This is a genomic window from Chitinophaga sp. RAB17 (assembly GCF_052114225.1).
Taxonomy (GTDB): Bacteria; Bacteroidota; Bacteroidia; order Chitinophagales; family Chitinophagaceae; genus Chitinophaga.
On sequence record NZ_JBFREI010000003.1, the window covers coordinates 658,727 to 682,389 of the forward strand.

The window sequence follows — 23,663 nt, forward strand, 5'->3', positions numbered from 1 at the left end:
TTATAAAAGGAAAGGCCTCCGTGTGTCACGGAGGCCTTTCCTTTTTACAATAAACCAATATCCATTCCCGTTATACCCCAAATCCTTTACCCTTGCGCCATCTTGTCCTGTTCCTCCTTCTCCTGCTTCCCCTGCATAGTATTCAGGCACAGAATATAGTGGCCAATCCCGGTTTTTCAGACGTTAACATCTGTACAGAATATAATTACCCCTGTGCGCCCAGCGCCTGGGAATCCGTAGCACCCAATACCAGTAAAATCATGTATACGCAGGTCAGGGGAAACCGCTACATCACCATCACCCTTTATAGCAGCATTGATCCAAACTTCCGTTCCTATAGCGAAACACAATTACTTTGCCCCTTGCACAAAGGCCAACGTTATCAATTGAAGTTGTACACCCTCATGGACGAAGGCCGTCCCTATCCCCTGCCAGGTGTATTATTCGACTCGGTACCTGTATACCGTTGGACACCCAGACCACTGGAGCAACCCGCCACCCTGTACTTCAACAAAGATTCCGATAAGCATCCGGAAAAAAAATGGACCGTGCTGGAAAAAACATTTGTAGCCGAAGCCAATGCGAAATACATGATCATCGGCAACTTTGATTCCGCTCTCGGACATTATCCGAGAAATGAAACATTTTATCTGGATATAGACAGTGTGTCGCTGGTTCCATTATCCGGTAATGTTTGTGCAAACACTAGAGAAACTGCTGCGAAGTTGTACACGTTACACGACCGGCATCATTTTATTTCGCCAGACAAAGACCTGCAGGACCTGGAGCCCGTGAAGACACCAAAACTTCAAACCGTTTTTTATAAGCCTGGCTCCTGTGATACCCTGCTGTTGAAATCTGATTTCTTCTTACCCAAAAGTAAAAATATCAACCCCTCCTATGCCGGTCAGCTGGAAAGCGCACTAAAGCCCTCCGGCAGCGTATTACGTCATAAAATTAAACTCACCGGCTATGTGTTTAAAAATGCCAGCGAAAAATATAACCAGGTAATGGCACAGGACCGCGCGCAGGCAGTGGCCAGCTACATGGTGTATAAAAAAGGGTTTAGCTTCGATGACTTCATCGTTACCGGCGTAGGAAAATTCACTGCAGACGGTGACTCCAGCGAAAGAGTAGAAGTGATTAATTGTCAACCTTCGGAAGAAGTAACCGTAGCGGTTACACGAACAGATACCTTACTGATACCAGACCTGCTTTTCCGGGTAGACAGCCATCAACTGGAAGATAAGATGATCCACGCACTGGATAGTCTTATCGATAAAATCCCGGTAGGTGATCATATATCCCTGACCGTTACAGGGCATACAGATAATACCGGCACCAACATTTACAACCAGGAATTATCCATGCGCCGCGCATTTACGGTGTCAGATTATATCCGGAATAAAAAGCCAGGCAGTAACATCACGGCCGTAAACGGAATGGGAGAGTCTATGCCGGTAGCTGACAATAAAACGGTAGCAGGCAGGCGGAAAAACAGACGGGTAGAAGTGGTGATCTACTATCTGTCTTCTCAATAAACTGCGAAAAACGGTATAATGCTACAGTCGCTTATTTCTATAAACAACTTACACCTTATCCTTATCATGATAAGGTGGTGAATAGGAATGAACCTTCCCGGTCCGCTTGGACCGGAAAGAATCAGGAAGATGGGGTACTGTAATCCATACGCCACCTTTATTCGTTCCGCTGGCAGCGGTGGATGAGCAAGCGTCCAAACTAACCCTGGCCTTGCACATTGTAGCGCTGAAGAGGATTAAATAAAATGATATAAGAACACCACATTGCCTGTGTAGGCTGGTTTAGGCTGATCTTTAATCCTCAGCGTGGCTTCAATCACCACTTTGGTTGTTCCTCTTAAATTGGTGATGGAATTCAGTTTAGCCCCCAGTTGAACCTCACTATCTACCACTACGGCCTGTCCGAATTTAAATGATTCTATCCCGTAATTGATTTCCATTTTAATATTGCGAACATCTGCAATCTGCTTCCATAAATATGGAATTAAGGATAAGGTTAAATATCCGTGTGCGATGGTGGCTTTAAACGGACCTTCATTCTCCGCTTTTTCCTTGTCCACATGAATCCATTGATGATCTAAAGTGGCGTCAGCAAACTTATCAATCTGCTGCTGGTCTATTTTATGCCATTCGGATACTCCTAATTGCAGGCCTAAATACGATTGATACTCCTGGTAATTATTGATAATTAACATACTTTTTTTTTAGTAATCAGTTATAGGTCTGTTATGGCGAAGCTTAAAGTTTTTATTCTGATCTAACTCCCAGGTATCGCACCACAATATTGTGAACGGCATAAAAGTATTCAAAGTGCACCTCTCTACCAATATATATTAGATCTTTATTGCTTTAGAGCACCTATTTTTTATTTTATTCACGCCCCACGCTTCCCTTCCTATCCAAAATTTTCCGGATTGCGTAAACGCAACGGCATGCTTTTGCCTAATTTTGCTCCCCACAAATCAAACGGATACACCATACAGCAACATCATCTGAGCACATTATCTCATTTAAACGACGGCAATCACGGCTATGTACACACTTAACAAACGATTATTCCTGCTGCTCTTCTCCGGATGCAGTATTAGCGCACCATTAATGGCGCAACACAAAACAACCAACGAAAATAAAAAAGATACCCTGCCGACTAAAGCTGCTGATCAAAAAGTGCTCGGTGAAATAGTGGTTTCTGCCAGCAGGAAGCCGGTGACACTGGATAATGTTCCATCTTCCGTAACGGTTATTACTAAAAGAACACTGGAAAACGACCTGCGGATAAATACAGATGTAACAGATATCCTGGCCCGGGAAGTACCCGGACTGGCGCCGGGAACACAAACCAACAGCAACGTAGGCCAAACACTCCGCGGACGCCCTGTATTGATCATGATTGACGGAATCCCTCAATCCACCCCACTCCGCAATGGTGAGGTAGACATGCGTTCCATAGATCCGGGCGTACTGGAAAGAGTAGATGTGCTGAAAGGCGCTACTGCCATATATGGCAACGGTGCCACCGGTGGTCTGATCAACTACATCACGGCTACCCCTAAAGAAGATAAAGTACTGTCCGGCAGAACCATGATTAATACCACCGGTTCCCTCACCAGCCTGAAAAACAGTGTAGGCGGCCGTGTGAGCCAGATGCTACAGGGGAAATATAAAAAATTCGATTACATCGTAAGCGGTGTAGCCGAAGAAACAGGAGAATATAAAGATGCCAAAGGCAAACTGGTAGGGCCCAACTACAGTTTGGGTGAAACAGACAGCTACAACGCTTTTGCCAAAATCGGGTACCAGGTAAATACCCGTCAGCGCTTACAGCTGATGTACAACTACTACCGCAGCCAGCAGAACTCCAACTACAACGTAGTGAACGGAGATATTCTCAAAGGCATTCCTTCTTCCGGTGTATTGGGAAAACCTGCCGGTGTATCTACCGGCTCCAGGGGCAATCACAACCTGCACCTCGAGTACCAGGCAGATAGTCTCATTGGTGGTACTTCTCTCAATGCCGATGCCTACTACGAATCCCGGGATGATATCTTTTATGTATCCTTTGGCCGCTTTGCAGGCAGCGACGGACAATCACATACACTGGACAGGAAAAAGGGATTACGCCTGATGCTGAATTCGCCAGTATCCAACCAATATAATTTTAACGKAACACTTTCCTACGGCGCCGATCTGCTGAATGATGTGACCTCCCAGCCACTGGTAGACGGCCGTGTATGGGTACCGGAGATGAATATGCTGAACTACGCGCCTTTTGCAGAAACGCAGTGGTATCTCTGGCAAAACCTGATCCTGAAAGCAGGTGTGAGAGTAGAAAAAGTGCATGTAAGTGTTGATGATTACAACACCCTGCCGCTCACAAATGCCGATGGTACACTTCCTCCCAGTATCCGTGTAAAAGGTGGAGATCTCGACTATACCGCTACCTTATTTAACGCCGGGATCCGTTATAACCGCCTGCCGGCTTTCATGCCTTACTTCAGCTTTTCACAGGGATTTTCTGTGTCTGATGTAGGCCTGGCACTACGTGATTCAAAGGTAAATGACCTGAAAAAGATCAATACAGAAGCAGTGTTGGTGAATAACTACGAACTGGGCTTTGTGAGTGAACACAAAAAATTCCGTTTTGAACTCAGTGGTTTTATCAGCACCTCCAGGCTGGGCGCAGATATGATCTTTGACGCCAACACTGGTTTATTTAATGTGAGCAGAACGCCGGAACGCATATACGGCGTTGAAGCTGCCATTACTTACCAGGTATTACACAATCTTGATGTCAGCGCCAGCTACAGCTACGTAGAAGGAAAATCAGATACCGCCAAAACGGGGGGCAGCTATAATGTATACCTGAATGGCAGAAGGATTGCACCACCTAAAATGACAGCCAGCGTCAATTACCGCCCGCTGAAAAACCTGGAAGTAAGATTACAGTACATGGGCGTTAATGGCCGGAACCGCTTTGAAAAGAAAGCTAATGGCCTGTACAATGGCAACGAAGGCCGGGTAAAAGCATATAACCTGGTGAACTTCAATGCCAATTACAAGGTCACCCCACGTACCATGCTGACATTAGGTATCGAAAACCTTTTCAACGAAGATTACTTCCCTGCACGTGCACAGTGGTTCATGATTCCGAATCAGTATGCCAAAGGAAGAGGCGCCGCTTTTAATATAGGCGTTGTCGTTAATTATTAGTAGAAGAAAGGCAATTGTAAAAATATATTCATGGCAGTTTTCCAGGTGGCCACATCATGCCGGCCACCTGGAATCTCCAGGTAAAAGATGTCCTTATCCGGCTTATACCCCTTCAGCAGCAACTCTTTTATCAGATCCCGGGTATCATCAATACTGTCGATTACGCCATTATGATTCCTGTCGGCCGTTTCATCGGCAGTACCACATTCAAAAAAAAACTGCTGTCCCCGATGATAACTTCCTTTACGGATCAGCTGATGCATAATACGGTCCTTATCATCCAGGTACCCATCACCGAGAGGCTTGCTACGCCACCACAATGCGCCGGAAAAAACGCCGGCCAGCTGGAAAAGATCCGGATAATGCCAGGCAATGTCCAGGGCAGACAATCCCCCCAGGGAGAATCCCGCAAAAGCACGTTGTTTGATCTGCATCCCCGGATACTGCTGTTCCAGGAACGGTAGCAGCTCCCTGATAATAAAGCGGGTATAGCTTTCCGCTTGCCCGCCCTGCCCCTGGTGATCCAGCACTCCTGCTGTACCATATTCTGACCTGCGATGCACACCGGCATGAATACCCGCTACCAGTAAGGCCGGCGGCAGCTCTGGTAATAACCCGGAAAGTTCCTGCCCGTCATTTACCAGCAACAGCACAGAAGGAGACTCTCCCCGGAAATAAGTATCCAGCACCACTTCCCGCTGCAGATACGAAGAATTGATATAATGTTGACGTGTTTGCACCCTAACAATTTACCAATAAACCAATAATCTTTTTTAAATTTATCTAAATGCTTCCCGTGACCGAAAACTATTTGAAATGGCATTCTCCCAACCTGGGAAAGGAATTTGAGATGTTGGTATTCGGCGACAGCGGATATCCGTTACTCCTCTTTCCCACCTCCATGGGACGCTACTATGAAAGCAAAGACTTTGGCCTTATTGAGGCGATCCGCTGGTTTATTGATGAAGGCAGGATCAAGGTATATTGCCCCGACRGTATTGACGCCCTCAGCTGGTATAACAAACAGATTACTCCCGAACAAAGAGCGTATAATCATACCTGTTATGACAAATTGCTGATGGAAGAAATACTTCCCCGTATGGAAGCCGAAACCGGCCGGCAACGGATAGTTGCCGCCGGTTGCAGCTTTGGTGGATATCATGCCGCGAACTTTGCCTTCCGTCATCCTGAAAAGGTATCTTATCTGTTTAGCCTGAGTGGGGTATTTGACATCAAAGCCCGTGTAGACGGGTATTATGATGACAATGTATACTTTAACAATCCGTCCGACTATGTGCCGGATAATCAGCATGCTGATCTGTGGCGCATGGGCATTGTGCTGGGTGTAGCCGACCGGGATGTAACAAGACCGCAAAACGAACAGCTGTCGGTATTACTGGCAGCTAAAAAAATATCTCACTGGTTGGATATACGGCCTCAAACGACGCATGACTGGCCGGTATGGCGGGAAATGCTGCCGCATTATCTATCACTTATTAAGTAAGTACTGTATGAAAAAAATAGGTATTCTCTTTGGACAGGAAAACACTTTTCCGCAGGCATTTGTAGATCGCGTAAACCGGATCAATCCTCCCGGCATCTTCGCCGAATTTGTGACCATCGATAAAGTAATGCAGGGCGCAGACTCCGGTTATGCAGTGATTGTAGATCGTATCTCCCAGGATGTTCCCTTTTACCGGTCTTTCTTAAAAAATGCGGCTGCTGCCGGTACCGCCGTGATCAACAACCCTTTCTGGTGGAGTGCAGATGACAAATTTTTTAATAATGCACTGGCAGATAAAATAGGCATTCATGTGCCTAACACCGTACTGCTCCCCTCTTATAAGTTACCGGACGAAACCACCGACAAATCATTCCGTAACCTGATTTATCCGTTCGACTGGAACAGCATTTTCGATTATGTGAGCTTTCCCGCTTACATGAAACCTTATGCTGGTGGTGGCTGGAAACATGTATACCGGGTGGAGGATAAAGACGACTTTTTCCATAAACACAGCGAAACCGGGCAGCTGGTCATGATGCTGCAGGAAGAAATTGATTTCAGCCAGTATTACCGCTGCTTCTGCATTGGCGGCAGAGAAGTACGCATTATGCCTTATAACCCCAAACAACCGGCTCACCTGCGTTACGAGGCTAATTATGAGGCCAGTCCTGCTCTGCTGGCACAAATCACCGAACAGGTGCTTGCACTCAATCAACATCTTGGCTACGATTTTAATACCGTGGAAATGGCGGTACGCAGTGAAGTCCCCTATGCCATTGATTTCTGTAATCCCGCTCCGGATGCGGACCTTCATTCCATAGGCGCGGAACATTTCGAATGGGTGGTGGAAACCAGCGCCCGTTATGCCATTGAAAGGGCCATTGCACAGAAACCCGGAAAAGATAATCTTACCTGGGGCAAATTTGTGCAACGCAGTCCGGCAAAAGCAAAAGCGAAACCCGCTGCTGCCGACGAAAAAAAGAAAGCAACCGGCGAGAAAACAAAGAAATCCACACCAGCAAAGGAGAAGARAGCACCTGCTAAAAAAAGCACTGCTAAAAAACAACAAAAAGAAAAGTGAAACCGAACCAGCTATTAGCCTTTAGCTATTAGCTTTTAGTAAATGCAGCGGAGACCAACATTTGATTATCTTCGCTGTATTAAACCGGCTGTTAGCCATAGGGTGTTAGCTAAACAAATATTATCTACGCGCTAAGCTAATGGCTAATGGCTAACAGCTATTAGCTGTTAGTAAACGCAGCGGAGACCAACATTTGATTATCTTCGCTGTATTAAACCTGCTGTTAGCCATAGGGTGTTAGCTAAACAAATATTGTCTACGCGCCAAGCTAATGGCTAACTGCTAATAGCTAAAAGCTAAAAATCACCATATGTTTAAGGCGTTTACGCTTGGGATCGAAGAAGAGTACATGGTAATAGATCCCGTTACCCGGGAACTCAGGTCACATGAACAAAAAATAGTAGAGCAGGCGCATAAAGTCATCAGCGACCAGGTAAAAGCCGAGTTTCATCAGGCGGTAGTAGAAGTAGGTACCCGCATCTGTGCCAATGTACACGAAGCCAGGGCAGATGTAGCATTACTCCGCCGTACCATTGCACAAATAGCCGGCGACCTTGGATTCAATATAGGTGCTTCCGGTACGCATCCCTTCAGCAAATGGGAAAAACAACTCATCACTGACCATCCCCGCTACTTTGAGATAGTCAACGAAATGCAGGATGCTGCCCGTTCTAACCTGATCTTCGGGTTACACGTACACGTAGGCATGGAAAACAGGGAGATGGCGATTCATATAGCCAACTCCGTTAGATATTTCCTGCCGCATATTTTTGCACTCAGCACCAATTCACCTTTCTGGGAAGGCCGTAATACCGGCTTCAAATCCTTTCGTACCAAGGTATTCGATAAATTTCCCCGTACTGGTATTCCTGATTATTTTGCCAGCATTGAAGAGTATGATAACTATATCAAACTGCTGGTAAAAACAAACTGTATTGACAACGCCAAAAAAGTATGGTGGGATTTAAGGGTGCATCCGTTTTTTAATACGGTAGAATTCCGGGTATGTGATGTGCCGCTGACAATTGACGATACCATTATGCTGGCGGGTCTTTTTCAGGCAGTATGCGCCAAAATTTACAAGCTGCGCATGCAGAATCTCAATTTCATTATCTATAACCGCGCATTAATCAATGAAAACAAATGGAGAGCCTCCCGCTATGGTATTGACGGCTATCTCATTGATTTTGGGAAAGAAATGGAAGTAAATACCCGCGCCCTTATCTTCGAACTACTGGACTTTATTGATGATGTAGTGGATGAACTGGGTAGCCGGGAAGTGATTGAGGCCACCACCCGCCTCATGGAAACAGGCACCGGCGCCGATAAGCAACTACAGGTATTTGCAGACACCAACGATCTCGTGGCGGTAACAGACTTTATACATGAACAGTTCCTTTTAGGATGCTAAAAGCCTGAAGCAGAAAGCAAAAAGCTATTGGAGCTAGTGATTTTAGCTGGCGACCATTCGCTGTTTGTGATTCGCTTCAATAGCTTTTTGCTTTCCGCTTTCCGCTTTTAGCTTTAATTTTGCAATTATGCATCCAATAAAAAAGAGCTGGAAGGTAGCTGTGCTGGATATGTACGAGGGTGTTCCCAATGAAGGGATGCGCTGTATTCGCGAAATATTGGCGAAATATGCCAGTATGCACGCACTGGACCTGCAATTTGATGAATTTGAAGTACGGCAACAGATACAGGTTCCCGATACTTCCTATGATATTTATATCTCCACCGGCGGCCCTGGCAGCCCGGTAGACAGTGAAGGCAGCTCCTGGGAAGCTGCTTATTTTTCCCTCATAGATGAATTACTCGAATGGAACAGGATACAGGAAGTAAAAAAACCGGTATTCTTTATCTGCCACTCCTACCAGATCATGTGCAGGTATTATAAACTGGGCAATGTATGCAAACGCAAATCACCTGCTTTCGGTGTTTTTCCTGTACATAAAACCGCCGCAGGCATGCAGGAGAAAGTATTCAGTGCCCTCCCCGATCCTTTTTATATAGTGGATAGCCGCGACTGGCAGGTGATAGAACTGGATTACGAAAACCTGCAGGCAATGGGTGGACACGTACTGGCTTTGGAAAAAGAAAGACCACATGTACCACTGGAACGTGCCACCATGGCCATCCGGTTTAATGAACATTTCATTGGGACCCAGTTCCACCCTGAAGCTGATGCTGCCGGTATGCATATGTACCTGCAACAGGAAGAAAAGAAAAAACAGGTGGTGAATAACCACGGCATAGAAAAATATAACAGCATGATCAGCCAGCTCACTGATCCGGATAAGATTATGCTCACACACGATCGGTTCATTACCGCTTTCCTGGATTATGCCATTTATGGCGGATTGTCCGAGCGACTGGCCGCTATTGAACGCCTGGTACAGGTAGCCGCACATACAGATAATGAGCACTCGTTCTTTTAATTAAAAGACACCATGATCCCTGCTATCAGAACATCTTATAATCAGCAATTTACGCCTGCCCAATACCAGGCTTTTTTAGATGGCATTGCCACAGATACCGGCGTGGTACCGGCTTTCCGCATTGCCGAAACGCCCGTTTTTGTGCCGGCAGCACTTGGCAACAAACTGGTACAGGCCTGCGAAGAAATAGTGAATGTATTGCTGCGTCCTGACTTCAAAACCATTACCCAGGACGCCATTCCGCAGGCGCTGAAAGTACCGCATGAAAATGACCATCCGCATTTCATTGTCATTGATTTTGCCGTTTGTAAAGCAGAAGATGATTCCCTGATCCCTCAGCTTATTGAACTACAGGGCTTTCCCACCATGCTGGCTTTCCAGGAAGTAATGGCCCGCCGGTTTAAAACGCATTTTAATATACCCGCTTCTTTCAGCAACTTTTTCAACGGACTGGATGAAAATTCCTACTATCAGTTGTTGCGCGAAATGATTATCGGTCCTTATCCACCGGAAGAAGTTGTGCTGCTGGAAGTGAAGCCTGATGAGCAGAAAACGCGGATTGATTTCTACAGTACAGAAAAAAATCTCGGCATTAGTACCGTTTGTTTAACCGCTTTGATACAGGAAGGTAAAAAATTATTTTACCTGAAAGATGGCGTTAAAACGCCCATTCAACGCATTTATAACCGCATCATTTTCGATGATTTGCAACGGCAGTCGGACACGCTCGGTGAACATGTAAACCTGTTCCAGGATCTTGATGTAGAGTGGATCACACATCCCAACTGGTTTTACCGTATCAGCAAATACATGATGCCTTTTATTCACAGTGAATATGTGCCTAAAAGCTGGTTCCTGCATGAATTACCGGTTGTACCTGCCGACCTGGAAAATTATGTATTAAAGCCGCTCTTCTCCTTTGCAGGACAGGGTGTACTGATAGATGTTACAGCTGCAGATATTGATAACATCAAAGATCCCGAAAACTGGATCCTGCAGCATAAAGTAAAATATGCACCTGCCATAGAAACCCCTACCGGCCCTGCTATCTGCGAAATAAGAATGATTTATATCTGGTTGGATGGCGCTGCGCGCCCTATGCTGGTACATAATCTTGCCCGGATCAGTAAAGGAAAGATGATCGGTGTAGGATTTAATGGCAAAGATACCTGGGTGGGTGGTAGCTGCTGCTTCTTTGAAGAGCAGAAGGCAGAAAGCTAAAAGCAAAAAGCTATTGAAGCGAATGATCTCAGCGAATAATTGCCCGCTCTCTTCATTCGCCTCAATAGCTTTTTGCTTTTAGCTTTCTGCCTTACGCTCTATTGCAGCTCGAACTCATCGACCAATGGTCCGTGTGCGTATTCACTCTTACTTCCCACGCCAATAGCCAGTTCTACGTTCTCGCTATTTTTTACGATCAGGAAAGGTTGCCCGTACTTTTGTTTACCCGCAAAAATAACTGCGATATCCGTACAGGAAAAAACGTCTGCTTTATGCAGCGTAATTTCTTTGTTGTCATCCAGTACATTTTCTGTTTTACGATTATCTTTCCGGAGATGTAATTGTTTGCCTACATACTGCCGCTTCAGCCACTCATAGTTGCCATTGATAATAACCGGTGTATTAGCCAGGTTTTCCGCAGGCACCTGGAAAAGCAGGAGTTTACGTTCCTCATCACGCAGCGTAAATATCAGCGTGGGCGTACCACCATCCAGTGTTTTACGGTCGTAGTCAACAATCCGGAACGTTTTATTTTCTACCGCTTTATAAGGGGTATAAAAATGGCCGCCTTTAAGTACACTTTTATAAGGCACCTCCACTACCGCTTTCACTTTTATATTATCCAGCAGACTATCTTCCTTATTTCTCACCAAACGTTTAGGGTTCAGTTTTAAAAAGGTGATCTCCTGACCTACCAGTGTGAGCTGGGCAATATCCGCCGAAAGGTGCTGAAAAGCAATACTGCTGTCGTAAGCTATTAAAGTTGGCTTCTTCTCTGTGTCCCTGTACTTTATCTGTGCCGAGGCGCTGCAAGCGGCTGCCATCGCGAAACACAGGGATAAATGTTTCAATTTCATATGATCAAAATATGCGCAAATATATAATGTATTAAATGTTTTTCTCTTTTCTGCAGCGATCTGCAGATATAATAAAACATAACGGTGAGTTCACAAATACATTGCGTAGTGACTCCCTAACTTAGTAATAATAACATATTTTTATGTATATATGTCAACTTAATACCTATCCTTATGTTTAGTAACCTGGCCATAGATGTGGCCCTTGGCCTTATTTTTATTTACCTGCTGTATAGTTTGCTGGCCTCTGTAGTACAGGAACTGGTGGCCCGGATATTCAATTCCCGGGCACGTTTGCTCACCAAAGGTTTACGCCGGATGCTGGAAGATGATGATCACAGTGAAGACCTCGGCTGGTTCGGAAAGTTTACCTTCTTTAACTGGTTCTATGAGCTGGGCTGGAGTGTTGTCTATTTTTTTGAGCCTTTCCGCAGAAGCCCTTTTCTTAAAAAATTCTATACCGCCCCTTCCATCCGTAACCTGGGGGAGAACAGCGCTGCTGCAAGGCCGGCGTATATCAGTCCGCAGATTTTTTCACAAACGATGGTGCACCTGTTACGGAACAGTTCCAGGACCCGGCAGGCATTGCCCAAAGAACAGGCAGGTGCAAAACAAACATTACCCTACCAGGAGACGGGGGACCAGCAGACAGAACAAGCTCCCAAACTCACGGATGCACAAGCTATCAAAGCTGCACTGACGCACAACTACCTACACCTGGCCCCTACAGTACAGGAGCACCTGCTACAGCTCTTTGAAGATGCCCGGCACGATGTCAAAGCATTCCGCATCAACATGGAAAGCTGGTTCAATGAAACCATGACCCGCGCCAGTGGCTGGTACCGTAAACAAACCCAAACCTGGCTTTTATGCATAGGCATCGGCATCGCGGCTTTATTCAATGTGGATTCCATTGCCATTGCACGTATCCTGATGAAAGACAAAAATGTAAGAACAGAGATGGTGCAACTGGCCACCAGCCGTGCGCCTGCCTATACAGCTATAACGGATACGCTTATACGCAAAAATGTATTACATAAAGACAGTGCCTTTTATCGCACAGATACTTCACTTCGTGTATTCGTGAACGATACCTCGCTGATAGGTGTATACGCTATGCTGCGCAACGATGCCGGCGATGCCAGGAATGTGCTGGGCATCAGCAGGGCATGCATCACCGACAGCAGCAGTGGACATAAAATAATGCGCTGTGGTTATACCCACCCTTTCCAGCAAAACGGTGGACTCATCTTTGCCGGCTGGTGTATTACAGCCCTCGCCATATCACTCGGCGCACCTTTCTGGTTTGATTTGCTGGGCAAACTGGTGAAGTTCCGAACAGCGGCACCGCCAAATGACAGCACCACCACGCACTAACGCAATTGTTGTAGATTTGTACATCTCCTCATCTCTTTAAAAAATACGTATGAAACGCACCAATTATTCCTCCGGGGCCATGTGGGAAAGTAAAGTAGGCTATTCCCGGGCAGTGAGAGTGGGCAATATCATTGAAGTATCCGGCACCGTGGCAACAGACAACGACAAAGTAGTAGCAGAAGGCGATGCCTACGAACAAACCAGGTTTGCGCTGGCCAAAATAGAATCTGCACTCATCAATGCCGGTGCTACCTTGCATGATGTGGTACGCACCCGCATGTTTGTAACGGATATATCAAGATGGGAGGAATATGGCCGGGCACATGGAGAATTTTTCAAAAGCATTAAACCCGCCACCACTATGGTAGAAGTAAGTAAACTAATCGATCCGCGCTACCTGGTGGAAATAGAAGCGACCGCTATTATAGAGCAGAAGGCGTAAGGCTAAAAGCATAAAGCTATTGAAGCGAATGATCACAGCGGATAGTACGTTGTTGTGATCATTCGCTTCAATAGCTTTATGCTTTTAGCTTTATGCTTTGCGCTTATTTATACAGTTCTGTCCATTTCAGCATACCACCTACCAGGTTTTTGGTATTGCTGAAGCCCATAGAGTCCAGCAACATACAAGCCTGACCACTGCGGTTACCACTGCGGCAATAAACGATGATTTCTTTTTCTTTCCACTCTTCGATTTCATCTACCTGCATCTGCTGTACAAAACCCAATGGAATATGTGTACCGCCAATGTTGAACTCTGCACGCTCATGCGGCTCTCTCACATCTAATATATAAAGCTCTTCGCCGTTGTCTATACGCTGTTTCAGCTCTTCTGCTGTAATGTTTTGCATAGTTATAAAGAATTTAAAATCAAATTACATCATTTTCAGTTATTCCTGTTCAACAGGCTTGGGAGCAGCAGCTGTGCTGTCTGTTACCGGTTTGGTAGCAGATAGCCAGAAGTCTACGCTTTCCCCTGCTCTCACCATATTAAAGTCGCCAATCTCATTCCTGCGGGTAGGCACCTGCTTAATAATATAAGCATTTGCGGTGTCTTTTACGCTCGGGTCAATGATGACTGTACCTGCATTGAGGCTGCTGGCGCTCAGTATTTCACGGGCTTCAGCATAAGTCAATCCTATGAAGCTAGGCACCGGATTCTCTACATTACCGGTACCACTGCCAAGTATCAGGGTAATATTGCTACCTTCTGCTACCAGGGTACCTGCTTTTATCTTTTTACCGTTTAATAGCTGCTGTAATACGGCATTGGTGGCAATATCAGGTCTGTAAATCGTATCCCCCACATTGAGGCGCATGCTTTTCAGCATCATTTCAGCGCTACGGAAAGTCAATCCTTCCAGATCCGGCATCTTCACCATAGGCGCCACCATTTTATTGACAGTGAGATAAATCGTTCTGCCCACCTTCACCTGTGCACCTTTATCTGGCGTTTGCGCATATACAGCCAGGGCCGGGATGGAATCCACATAAATGGAATCCCTTACATCTGCTTCAAAACCGGCTTTTTCCAGCAGGGCAATAGCTTCCTTTACATTTTTTCCGTGTACATCCGGTACAGTCAGCTGTTGTCCGTGTTTGGTGATAAAGCCCAGCATCGAAAAGAAAAGCAGGGCCAGCGCAAAAAACAAAGCGATAACAACTAACAGATTAAATCCAAATGAACGTTTGGTAATAAAGTCGAACACGATAATTATATTAAGTGTGATAATCCTTATTTCATGCTCTCTTCCAAAAGCAGGCCATAAAATTCCTGCAGGGTTTTACCTGCAGCCCTCACCTGCTGTGGTACCAGGCTGTTTTCAGATTGTCCGGGCATTGTATTTATCTCCAGGAAATATAATTTTCCGCTCTCTTCTTCATATATAAAGTCGGCACGTACTATTCCTTTACAGTTCAACTTATTATATAACGCAACAGATGCTTCCTGTACCTGCCTGGCAACATCGGTGGTGATGGGTGCCGGAGTTATCTCATTGGATACACCTGGGGTATATTTCGCTTCGTAATCGAAAAATTCCTTGCTGCTCACCACTTCTGTGATAGGCAATGTGGTAATGGCGCCATTGGAACGGTACAGGCCCATGGTCAGTTCCCTGCCTTTTATAAATTCTTCTATCAGTATCTGGGTATCTTCGTTGAAAGCCTTATCTATGGCTGGCTGCAACTCTTCCGCGGTCTTTACCTTTGACATACCAATACTACTGCCGCCTTCTGCCGGTTTCACGAATACGGGTAAACGCAGCTGCTGCAGTATTTCTGCTGTATTATATGGCTGATTACGGAAAATATGCACTGATTTGGATACATTCACGATTTGCAGGGCCGCTACTACCTTGTTACAATAACTTTTATTGAAAGTCAATGCAGAAGTTACCATGCCACAGCTGGTGAAAGGAATACCAAGCATTTCAAAATATCCCTGTAAACGGCCATCTTCACCCGGAGTACCGTGGATGCCAATAAATACCGCGTCAAAAGTGATTTTATTTCCATTGATGGTTAAGGTAAAATCATTTTTATCCACTTCCGTCACTTGCCCATCTGCACCGGTATGGCTCCAGCTCTCTTTGGTGATGATAACCTTGTAAACATTATATTTACTGCTATCCAGATTATTTTCAATTGTTACGGCACTCTGCACTGATATCACATATTCCCCGGAATATCCACCGGCTACTAAAGCTATGTTCTTCTTCATAAGATATTTTACAATAAGCGGGTAAAGTTAAAGGTTATTTGTTAATTGACAAGAGCCGCAGTCCTTCCGGTTGCCGGCGTTCAAATTACATAAAAAAAACCGTCTCCGCCAAGGCGGGAACGGTTTTTTAAGCTTCCTTTAGAATATTTTAAACGTGCAGTTTTGCTTTCTTACCCATCAGCTCATCCACTGTTTCCTGGTACATTTCGTCCGGAACGCAACAATCTACCGGGCAAACAGCAGCACATTGCGGTTCTTCATGAAATCCCTGGCATTCTGTACATTTGTTGGGAACAATATAGTAGGTATCTACGCTGACAGGTGCATTGCGCTGGTCAGCATCCATTACACTACCGTCCATCAATGTATAGGAGCCTTTTACAGTGGTACCATCGGCCAGGGCCCACTCTACACCGCCTTCATATATCGCATTGTTGGGGCATTCTGGTTCGCAGGCGCCACAGTTTATACATTCGTCTGTTATCTTAATTGCCATAGTGTAAACTTTTTGGTTAAGTAGTAAGCCATTAATTTTGTGTGACAAAAATAAAATTTTCCCGGTTTAATTAAGTCAATTATTTATACAGTTTCATGAACATAGCAGAAAAAGAAGCCGCTTTGGTGCGCCTGGGGCAGTATCTGGCGGATAAAAGTCCGGAATTGGAAGCAGTAAAAGAGCGTGCTTATATTGCAAATGGATGGTTTATTCCCTCTTTTATCGACAACGCACTGGATAATATCTCCCAATATTTCCTCTCTCCTGCCCCTCTTCAGCAGTGGTTAGCCAATTATCCCAAAGCCGGGGAAACACGGACGCCCAAAACAGTAGGCATTGTGTCTGCCGGCAATATACCGCTGGTAGGCTTCCACGACTGGCTTTGCGGGTTTGTAAGTGGCCATCAGGTAAAAATGAAACTTTCCGGTAAAGATGAGATCCTGATGAAACATATCCTGGAAAAGATCGGTGAATGGTATCCTGAGCAGGCCCGCCAAACCGAAATACAGGATATGCTGAAGCATTGTGATGCCTATATTGCCACCGGCAGCAACAACTCTGCCCGGTATTTTCATTACTACTTTGCCAAATATCCGCACATTATCCGCCGCAACCGCACTTCTGCTGCCATACTCACCGGAAAGGAAACACCAGCCGAGCTATCTGCACTGGCAGATGATATTATGCTGTACTTCGGATTAGGCTGCAGAAACGTTACCAAAGTATATGTACCGGTAAACTATGATTTTGTACCTCTCCTCAAAGCACTGGAGAAATACAACTACCTGGCAGATCACCATAAATACAAGAACAATTACGACTATAACCTCGCCCTGTTGCTGCTCAACGCCAACCCATATATGACCAACGGTAGTATACTGTTACAGGAAAACACCTCCCTGTTTTCCCCTATCAGCGTATTACACTACAGTAATTATATAGATATGGCCCAACTGCAACAGGAACTTTCCGGTGAAGAAGCAGTGCAATGCCTGGTAGGTCAATCCTTTACCCCTTTCGGTTATGCTCAACAGCCTTCCCTCAGCGACTATGCAGATGGAATAGATACCATGCGTTTTTTACTGGAACTGTAGGGCAGAAGGGAAGGCGGAAGGCCTTTGTCTTTAAGCAGGATTAGATTGATTATACTGATTTTCAAGATTATTATCTAAGGTTAATCTTCCGAAATCAGACAGCAAAAGTCAGTATAATCAATCTAATCCTGCTTAAAGACAAGCGCCGAAGGCGATACTAACAAATTGTCGCATTTACTTGTTATATTGACATACAAGCTGACAGGCTTGTCAGTGGGATATTAAGCCGCGTTTAACGATTACGATAAAAATGTGTTAAAGTAAATCAGCCCTGTTGCGTTTCATTCTCCCCGCGAATTAAATTTGTAGTAAGGGCATGTAAATTGATCATATCCCGGCGTTATTATCTTATTAATTATCACGCAAACACACTATAATATGAAATTCAAGCAAATCGTTACAACTGTTGTTATCAGTGCTGTAACTGCCGCTGCCTCCATATTTGTGTATGGCAAATATATCCAGCCAGGGCAGCCAATGGTTTTCCAGAATGGTACTGAAGTTCCCGTAAACTATGCACGCTACATGCCAGGCACAGAGGGCAATGCAAACGCGACTCCCCCATCAGACTTCACCACAGCAGCGAAAGCAGTCGTTCCGGGTGTAGTACACATCAAAACAAAGATTAACCCCCGTCAGGTCACGAATGGCAATAACCTGCAAAGAAAACGCAGTATCCTGCAGGACCTTTTTGGAGATGAATTTTTTGGAGATGAATTCAATGGCAGCGGTGATGGCCGCAGGTATTATGTTCCCGGCCAGATGGCTTCCGGTTCCGGCGTACTGATTTCTGCCGATGGGTTTATTGTGACTAACAACCACGTTATTGCCGATGCGGATGAAATCAGTGTATCCCTCAGTAACTCCAACAAAACTTTCAAAGCAAAACTGGTAGGTACGGATCCCAGCACCGACCTGGCAGTCATTAAAATAGAAGCATCCGGCCTTCCTTACCTCATTTACGGTAACTCCGACAACGTGGAAATAGGTCAATGGGTGCTGGCAGTAGGTTATCCACTGAACCTGGACGCCACGGTCACCGCAGGTATTGTGAGTGCGAAATCCCGTTCTATTGGTATAAACAGAAGTGGTGGCAAAATAAACAGTGCGATCGAATCATTCATCCAAACCGATGCCGCTGTAAACCAGGGTAACAGTGGCGGTGCGCTGGTAAATACCGCTGGTGAACTGGTGGGTATCAACTCCGCTATTGCGTCTCCTACGGGCTCCTATGCAGGCTATTCTTACGCAATTCCGGTGAACCTGATCAAAAAGGTAGTGAACGATATCCTGAAATATGGTAACGTGCAAAGAGCTTACCTCGGCGTTAAATACGCTCCGTCTTCCCTCATTGGCAATATGAGCGATGAGCAGCTGAAAGATGCAGGTATCAAAAGAGATGTAAACGGGGTGCAGGTAACAGAAGTATTGCCTAACAGCTCTGCCTCTATAGCCGGACTGCGTGCCGGTGATGTGATCACTGCTGTAAACGGTGTGAAAATCCCGACTACGTCCCAGCTCAGCGAGCAGGTAGCCCGTTATAAACCAGGTGACAAGATTTCATTAACCTATCTGCGCGACAATAAAGAAGTAACCGCGGAAAATGTGATCCTGAAAAACCTGAAAGGCAATACTGACCTGGTAAAAGTGACTACACTGGATCGTCTGGGGGCAGATTTATCTGAACTGGACAGGGATGAAGCAGCCAGACTGGGTGTTAACGGAGGCGTAGTAGTGAATGATATCGGCAACGGTATCCTGAAAAAACAAACGTCTATGGCGCCGGGCTTTGTGATCCTGAAAGCCGGTAATACGCCGGTAACCTCAGTAGATGCGCTGAGCAGCGCAGTGGAAAAACAAAAGACACTCAAACTGATAGGCTTCTATCCTGAAAAAGGTAGCAGTGTCTATTATTACAATATTACCACTGGTACAGGAAGCGAGAATCTCTGATCTGCTGCCAGCAAGATCGTTTTATAGGTCTTCAAAAAAAAGTCCCGTTCCCAGGCAGGTAAGCCCGGGACGGGACTTTTCCATTAAGTCATACATGCGTTGCCTGGAAAGGCGTATCATGCAGTCAGCTATCTATGAAAACCTATTATGAAAATAATATAAGTATATGATACTACTCCCCACTAATCCGTGAAAGCCGGGAATGGGTTAGCGAATGCTTAAAAATGCATGTTAAGTGCAGGTAGAAATGGTGGTTATTCCACGGTTGGTCCCTCGTTTTACCTAATGCCGGGCTGGTTTTATGGCTTATCTGCCCATAAAAAAAACAGGCCAGACACTCCAAGAGAAGCCTGACCTGTTTTAAATATGTTACGAACGTATTGTCTTACAGATTGATCACCCCTTTCAGCTGGGTGAAGAATTCATCCTTTTTGCGGGAAGAGATAGGAATATTCTTCTGATCACTCATCACCACGGCTGTTCCCAGGCCCTTGATGATCTTTACAATGTGATGAATATTAATGAGGAAAGACTTATGTACCCGATAGAATCCTTTATCCGAGAGCATTTCCTCATACTCTTTCAGTGATTTTGAAATGAGATGAGAAACGTTGCTGATCAGCTGAATTTTGGTATAGCTATCAAATGCCTCACAATAGATAATATCCTTCAGATCAATCACATTATACCCGTCATTGACTGGAATAACGATCTTTGAGAAGGCATTATCGTTGTTTTTGACATAATCTTTCAGGATAGATGCCAATTCGTTGAGCCGGCCCTTCTTGCTCTTTTTTACCTTTTCAAGGGCGTCTTCTACCTCACTCACCTTGATTGGTTTCAACAGGTAGTCCAATGCGGCAAATTTAATGGCCTGCAGTGCATACTCCTGAAACGCGGTGATAAAAATGACTTCGAAATTCAGCACCGGAAACATCTCCAATAGCTGAAACCCATTGTGTGGTGGCATCTCAATATCAAGAAACAGAACATCAATGGGGTTATTCTTAATCATTTCTGCCGCCTCATTGATATTTTGCGCTTCACCGACAACCGTTACATCTTTGCAGTAGTTCTCCAGTATGTTGCGTAAAATATGAATGTTGCGGACTTCATCGTCTACAATGGCAGCTTTTATATTACTCATAACATCTTAACAATGGGAATCAGTATTTCAACTAAGGTACCTTCCTTATTGCCGAAACCAGATTTAAATTTATCAATAATTTCTAACTTTCCAACACTTCCATTAAAAGATTTTATAATCTGCAAGCGCTCTTTAATCACGCTAAGTGCAGTAGACTCGTGTTTAATGAGCCTTGAACTTTTAATGCTATTTGACTTATCCCAGCCTATTCCATCATCATCTACGGAACAATATAAGAGATCATCCACCATTTCCAATCTTATTTCTAAATAACCGCTGATATTCTTGGGGGCCAGCCCGTGTTTAATGGCGTTTTCTACGATCGGCTGAATAATCATGGGCGGAATGTAGATGGTATACTCTTTCAAAGCATCCTCCAGGATGAAATGATAGGTAAAGGAATGGGCAAACCGGATCTTTTCCAACTCCAGGTATCGGGTCAGAAAGGCGATTTCTTCTTCCAGTGAAATATATGATTTCCGGGAATTGTTGAGCATTTGCCGCATCAGGGTAGCAAAATCCGCCAGGAAGTTAAGGGCTTGTTTCTCCTCTTTTTCCAGGATGAGATGCTGAACCGAGTTCAGCGAATTGAAAATAAAATGCGGATTCATCTGGTTGGTGAGCGCTTTGGCTTCCAATTCCGCGATGCGCCGGTTATATTCCGTTTTTCGCTTCTCTGCCTGCTTAATACGCCTGATAATGTAACGCAGGCCCACCAGTATCATCAATAATGCTGCCAACAGCAGAATCCCCCTTGCCCACCACTGCTGATACCATCTGGGCAGGATATCCACCTCCATGTTTAGGGCCCTGGACCAATCGCTCTTATATTTGCGGGCTCTTACCAGCAACTTATAACTACCTGGTTGTAAATCAGGGAACGGTATGATGTTCGACATGGTGGTTACCCAGCCGTTAGTGGTATCTCCCGAAAAATTATATTGGTACTCTACCATCTCCGGCAGATCAAAAACGATGGTTCCAAATTCCGCTTCAAAAGAAGCCTTTCTTTTATACAGGTGCACAAAACTATTGGCTGGCAGAAAAGTACTGTCACCATAGCGGATATTATTCAGGTAGATGACTGGTGGAATAGTATCTACCGGAATATGATCTGCATTGAAATAGCACAGCCCATTGGAAGTGGCGATGTACAGGATGTCATTGTCTGAATATACGCCACGGATATCGTCGGACATGAGTCCGTCGTTCGAAGTGATATTACGGATAATGGACTGTGTTTTCACATCAATCACCGATACGCCGCGGTTGGTAGCCACATACAGGTGGCCAATCCCATCGTAGTAGAGCTGCTGGCAAATATCGCTGGCCAGGTTATTGGCAGTCCACAGGTGTTTCACGATGGCGTCATGCTGCATCACATAAATCCCCTGATCGCTGGTGCCAATCCACAGGGCCCCATCTATCCATTTCAGGTCTTTAATGCTTACTTTGCGCAGGGTGTCTGCCCCGGCTGGCAATAGTTGCCGTTTCCCGTCTGTACAGAAATACAGGCCGGCATTAGTACCTACATAGTAGGCAGAATCATTGATGCAGGCGATGGAAGTTGCCAGCACGTCCAGCTCCCCGATGAAATAATCATCCAGGGCAATCACCTGATTTTTGGCGGCCAGCCTGATTTTGCCGGCAGGCGACACATCCACATCCTTCAGCATTTTTACCGCTTTCAGGAGAGATGATTTATGCGTGAGCGTATTAAAATCATACAATCCGTTGTCGGTGCCTATCAGTACGTGATCATCTTTATGCGGTAAAATAGCCAGTACGCTGTTACGGCCGGAAGTAGTATCGAGGGTAAACTGTGTACTGATGCGGTTATTCCTATCCATCATATTGAGGATACCCGCATTTTGTCCGATCAGTAACAGGTCGTTCTTCTTATCCTTGCTGATGCTAAAAATAGAATGTGAGGACAGCCCGTTGGTATTATCGAGATAGCTGAAATAAAAATTTTTGTAGGGGATATTATATACGCCATCGCCAAAAGTGGTAATCCAGATATTACCATCTCTGTCTTTCAGCAGGGAGGTAATGTAGTGGTTGTCCAGCAGTTTGATCGTTCTTCTTTCTCCTTTAAAAAACCCTTTGAGGAAATACAATGCACGCTGGGTACCTACCCACAGGTTGTCATTATCAATGCACATATGATTGATATCGTCATGAATCCCCCATTCTGCGCCATTAAAAAAGCACACGGCATCTTTAGCAGTATAGGAATAGATGGTATTGCGGATAATAACGATGGCATTGTCGTTCACACGGCTGCGCAAGGCAGGGTCATCTAACGGGAACGGGCAAACGGGAAATATTTTCTGGTCAGGATTACTGGGATCTTTCAGATTGTCGAGGTGAAAAGAGGCCTGTAGCGGATGAAAGAGACTATCATTACGCATCAGGAAAAACAGGTCTGCACCGGCAGCACCAAGTTTATCGTAAATTGTTTTTTTGCCGTTGTATTGAACAAGGCGGTTGTTTGTATTGAGGAACCAGACCACTCCTTTTTTACCTTCAAAAGCGTATTGCATGTAGTGGCTACGACTGTTGAAGATGAGAGAGGTATCGTTTTCTTCACTATGTATAATTGATTTATCGTAGAAAGAAGGTTTTCCATTGAGGGTAAAAAACCATACCCTGCCCTGGGAGTCGGCGGCCAGTTTTACGACGTCATTGTCGGTGAGGCCATCTTTTTTGGCGTAGTTGCGAAATCGTTTTCCGTCAAATTTACTGACACCGGTAGGAGTAGCAAACCATATGAAACCGTCTTTATCCTGCACAGCAGCATAAACAGTGGCGTTGGCCAGTCCGTCCTTCACATTGTAGTTACGGATCATCAGCCCCTGGGCCAGGGTTGTTGTAACAGTGCAAAAGAAGACCAACCCCCATAACATTATGTAACGGTTCAAGGGCATCGGATCATTTTAATGGTTTATCGTAAAAAAATTACGAATTAAAAATTACGAATTACGGATTTGTGAGCAGATGTTAGCGGAAAACTTGCTCGTTT

The 23,663-nt window shown here is 45.1% G+C and carries 20 protein-coding genes; 11 read left to right on the forward strand and 9 right to left on the reverse strand.

The window, feature by feature from the left end; all coding sequences use genetic code 11:
• The first annotated feature begins 92 nt into the window (after window positions 1-92).
• Window positions 93-1,541, forward strand: coding sequence for an OmpA family protein (locus AB4Z08_RS14380; RefSeq protein WP_441574443.1), 1,449 nt, complete (start codon window positions 93-95; stop codon window positions 1,539-1,541).
• A 236-nt stretch (window positions 1,542-1,777) separates the two neighbouring features.
• On the opposite strand, the gene AB4Z08_RS14385 is transcribed toward AB4Z08_RS14380, so the two are convergent.
• Entirely contained in the window at window positions 1,778-2,236 is a 459-nt protein-coding gene (locus AB4Z08_RS14385; RefSeq protein ID WP_441574444.1) for a MaoC family dehydratase, read from the reverse strand.
• 337 nt (window positions 2,237-2,573) lie between these two features.
• Here AB4Z08_RS14385 and AB4Z08_RS14390 point away from each other — a divergent pair, with 337 nt between their 5' ends.
• Complete coding sequence (locus AB4Z08_RS14390; protein ID WP_441574445.1) at window positions 2,574-4,751, forward strand: TonB-dependent receptor; 2,178 nt, start codon at window positions 2,574-2,576, stop codon at window positions 4,749-4,751.
• Here AB4Z08_RS14390 and AB4Z08_RS14395 read toward each other — a convergent pair.
• On the reverse strand, window positions 4,748-5,491 hold the full coding sequence (locus AB4Z08_RS14395) for an alpha/beta hydrolase (protein ID WP_441574446.1): 744 nt from the start codon (window positions 5,489-5,491) through the stop codon (window positions 4,748-4,750). The genes AB4Z08_RS14390 and AB4Z08_RS14395 overlap by 4 nt on opposite strands.
• A gap of 47 nt (window positions 5,492-5,538) precedes the next feature.
• On the opposite strand from AB4Z08_RS14395, the gene AB4Z08_RS14400 reads away from it, so the two are divergent.
• The 5 genes from AB4Z08_RS14400 to AB4Z08_RS14420 all read left to right on the forward strand — a co-directional run bounded on the left by AB4Z08_RS14400 (window position 5,539) and on the right by AB4Z08_RS14420 (window position 10,992).
• Window positions 5,539-6,255, forward strand: coding sequence for an esterase family protein (locus AB4Z08_RS14400; RefSeq protein ID WP_441574447.1), 717 nt, complete (start codon window positions 5,539-5,541; stop codon window positions 6,253-6,255).
• A gap of 7 nt (window positions 6,256-6,262) precedes the next feature.
• Complete coding sequence (locus tag AB4Z08_RS14405) at window positions 6,263-7,336, forward strand: ATP-grasp domain-containing protein (RefSeq protein ID WP_441574448.1); 1,074 nt, start codon at window positions 6,263-6,265, stop codon at window positions 7,334-7,336.
• A 310-nt stretch (window positions 7,337-7,646) separates the two neighbouring features.
• A complete protein-coding gene (locus tag AB4Z08_RS14410; protein WP_441574449.1) occupies window positions 7,647-8,747 on the forward strand; it encodes a carboxylate-amine ligase in 1,101 nt (366 codons plus the stop codon).
• 127 nt (window positions 8,748-8,874) lie between these two features.
• Entirely contained in the window at window positions 8,875-9,771 is an 897-nt protein-coding gene (locus AB4Z08_RS14415; RefSeq protein ID WP_441574450.1) for a type 1 glutamine amidotransferase, read from the forward strand.
• Window positions 9,772-9,783: 12 nt separating this feature from the next.
• Window positions 9,784-10,992, forward strand: a complete 1,209-nt coding sequence (locus AB4Z08_RS14420) for a hypothetical protein (protein ID WP_441574451.1) — start codon at window positions 9,784-9,786, stop codon at window positions 10,990-10,992.
• Between the two features lie 98 nt (window positions 10,993-11,090).
• Here AB4Z08_RS14420 and AB4Z08_RS14425 read toward each other — a convergent pair whose 3' ends face one another.
• Window positions 11,091-11,849, reverse strand: coding sequence for a hypothetical protein (locus tag AB4Z08_RS14425; protein WP_441574452.1), 759 nt, complete (start codon window positions 11,847-11,849; stop codon window positions 11,091-11,093).
• A gap of 174 nt (window positions 11,850-12,023) precedes the next feature.
• Here AB4Z08_RS14425 and AB4Z08_RS14430 point away from each other — a divergent pair, with 174 nt between their 5' ends.
• Entirely contained in the window at window positions 12,024-13,226 is a 1,203-nt protein-coding gene (locus tag AB4Z08_RS14430) for a hypothetical protein (RefSeq protein ID WP_441574453.1), read from the forward strand.
• A 49-nt stretch (window positions 13,227-13,275) separates the two neighbouring features.
• On the forward strand, window positions 13,276-13,668 hold the full coding sequence (locus AB4Z08_RS14435; protein ID WP_441574454.1) for a RidA family protein: 393 nt from the start codon (window positions 13,276-13,278) through the stop codon (window positions 13,666-13,668).
• A gap of 103 nt (window positions 13,669-13,771) precedes the next feature.
• On the opposite strand, the gene AB4Z08_RS14440 is transcribed toward AB4Z08_RS14435, so the two are convergent.
• The 4 genes from AB4Z08_RS14440 to AB4Z08_RS14455 form a co-directional block, all read right to left on the reverse strand.
• Complete coding sequence (locus tag AB4Z08_RS14440) at window positions 13,772-14,077, reverse strand: rhodanese-like domain-containing protein (RefSeq protein ID WP_441574455.1); 306 nt, start codon at window positions 14,075-14,077, stop codon at window positions 13,772-13,774.
• Window positions 14,078-14,116: 39 nt separating this feature from the next.
• Window positions 14,117-14,935 (reverse strand): PASTA domain-containing protein, encoded by an 819-nt coding sequence (locus AB4Z08_RS14445; protein ID WP_441574456.1) that lies wholly within the window; start codon window positions 14,933-14,935, stop codon window positions 14,117-14,119.
• Between the two features lie 26 nt (window positions 14,936-14,961).
• Window positions 14,962-15,948 carry a D-alanine--D-alanine ligase gene (locus AB4Z08_RS14450; protein WP_441574457.1) on the reverse strand — a complete coding sequence of 329 codons (987 nt, stop codon included), beginning with the start codon at window positions 15,946-15,948 and terminating at the stop codon, window positions 14,962-14,964.
• Between the two features lie 148 nt (window positions 15,949-16,096).
• Complete coding sequence (locus tag AB4Z08_RS14455; protein WP_441574458.1) at window positions 16,097-16,444, reverse strand: 4Fe-4S dicluster domain-containing protein; 348 nt, start codon at window positions 16,442-16,444, stop codon at window positions 16,097-16,099.
• Between the two features lie 95 nt (window positions 16,445-16,539).
• Here AB4Z08_RS14455 and AB4Z08_RS14460 point away from each other — a divergent pair, with 95 nt between their 5' ends.
• Together AB4Z08_RS14460 and AB4Z08_RS14465 are read left to right on the forward strand one after the other, a co-directional pair.
• Window positions 16,540-17,538, forward strand: a complete 999-nt coding sequence (locus AB4Z08_RS14460) for an acyl-CoA reductase (RefSeq protein ID WP_441574459.1) — start codon at window positions 16,540-16,542, stop codon at window positions 17,536-17,538.
• A gap of 378 nt (window positions 17,539-17,916) precedes the next feature.
• Entirely contained in the window at window positions 17,917-19,491 is a 1,575-nt protein-coding gene (locus AB4Z08_RS14465) for a trypsin-like peptidase domain-containing protein (RefSeq protein WP_441574460.1), read from the forward strand.
• A 385-nt stretch (window positions 19,492-19,876) separates the two neighbouring features.
• On the opposite strand, the gene AB4Z08_RS14470 is transcribed toward AB4Z08_RS14465, so the two are convergent.
• Both AB4Z08_RS14470 and AB4Z08_RS14475 read right to left on the reverse strand, forming a co-directional pair.
• Window positions 19,877-20,638, reverse strand: coding sequence for a LytR/AlgR family response regulator transcription factor (locus AB4Z08_RS14470; RefSeq protein WP_441574461.1), 762 nt, complete (start codon window positions 20,636-20,638; stop codon window positions 19,877-19,879).
• Window positions 20,635-23,562 (reverse strand): two-component regulator propeller domain-containing protein, encoded by a 2,928-nt coding sequence (locus AB4Z08_RS14475; RefSeq protein ID WP_441574462.1) that lies wholly within the window; start codon window positions 23,560-23,562, stop codon window positions 20,635-20,637. Before AB4Z08_RS14475 ends, AB4Z08_RS14470 begins: the two co-directional genes overlap by 4 nt.
• Window positions 23,563-23,663: the final 101 nt, after the last annotated feature.

Bases quoted from the DNA above. Each gene is read 5' to 3' on its own strand.
- AB4Z08_RS14470 (WP_441574461.1), bottom strand. From the start codon at position 20,638: ATGAGTAATATAAAAGCTGCCATTGTAGACGATGAAGTCCGCAACATT.
- AB4Z08_RS14440 (WP_441574455.1), bottom strand. From the start codon at position 14,077: ATGCAAAACATTACAGCAGAAGAGCTGAAACAGCGTATAGACAACGGC.
- AB4Z08_RS14465 (WP_441574460.1), top strand. From the start codon at position 17,917: ATGAAATTCAAGCAAATCGTTACAACTGTTGTTATCAGTGCTGTAACT.
- AB4Z08_RS14425 (WP_441574452.1), bottom strand. From the start codon at position 11,849: ATGAAATTGAAACATTTATCCCTGTGTTTCGCGATGGCAGCCGCTTGC.
- AB4Z08_RS14415 (WP_441574450.1), top strand. From the start codon at position 8,875: ATGCATCCAATAAAAAAGAGCTGGAAGGTAGCTGTGCTGGATATGTAC.
- AB4Z08_RS14455 (WP_441574458.1), bottom strand. From the start codon at position 16,444: ATGGCAATTAAGATAACAGACGAATGTATAAACTGTGGCGCCTGCGAA.
- AB4Z08_RS14450 (WP_441574457.1), bottom strand. From the start codon at position 15,948: ATGAAGAAGAACATAGCTTTAGTAGCCGGTGGATATTCCGGGGAATAT.
- AB4Z08_RS14435 (WP_441574454.1), top strand. From the start codon at position 13,276: ATGAAACGCACCAATTATTCCTCCGGGGCCATGTGGGAAAGTAAAGTA.
- AB4Z08_RS14385 (WP_441574444.1), bottom strand. From the start codon at position 2,236: ATGTTAATTATCAATAATTACCAGGAGTATCAATCGTATTTAGGCCTG.
- AB4Z08_RS14420 (WP_441574451.1), top strand. From the start codon at position 9,784: ATGATCCCTGCTATCAGAACATCTTATAATCAGCAATTTACGCCTGCC.
- AB4Z08_RS14460 (WP_441574459.1), top strand. From the start codon at position 16,540: ATGAACATAGCAGAAAAAGAAGCCGCTTTGGTGCGCCTGGGGCAGTAT.
- AB4Z08_RS14430 (WP_441574453.1), top strand. From the start codon at position 12,024: ATGTTTAGTAACCTGGCCATAGATGTGGCCCTTGGCCTTATTTTTATT.
- AB4Z08_RS14410 (WP_441574449.1), top strand. From the start codon at position 7,647: ATGTTTAAGGCGTTTACGCTTGGGATCGAAGAAGAGTACATGGTAATA.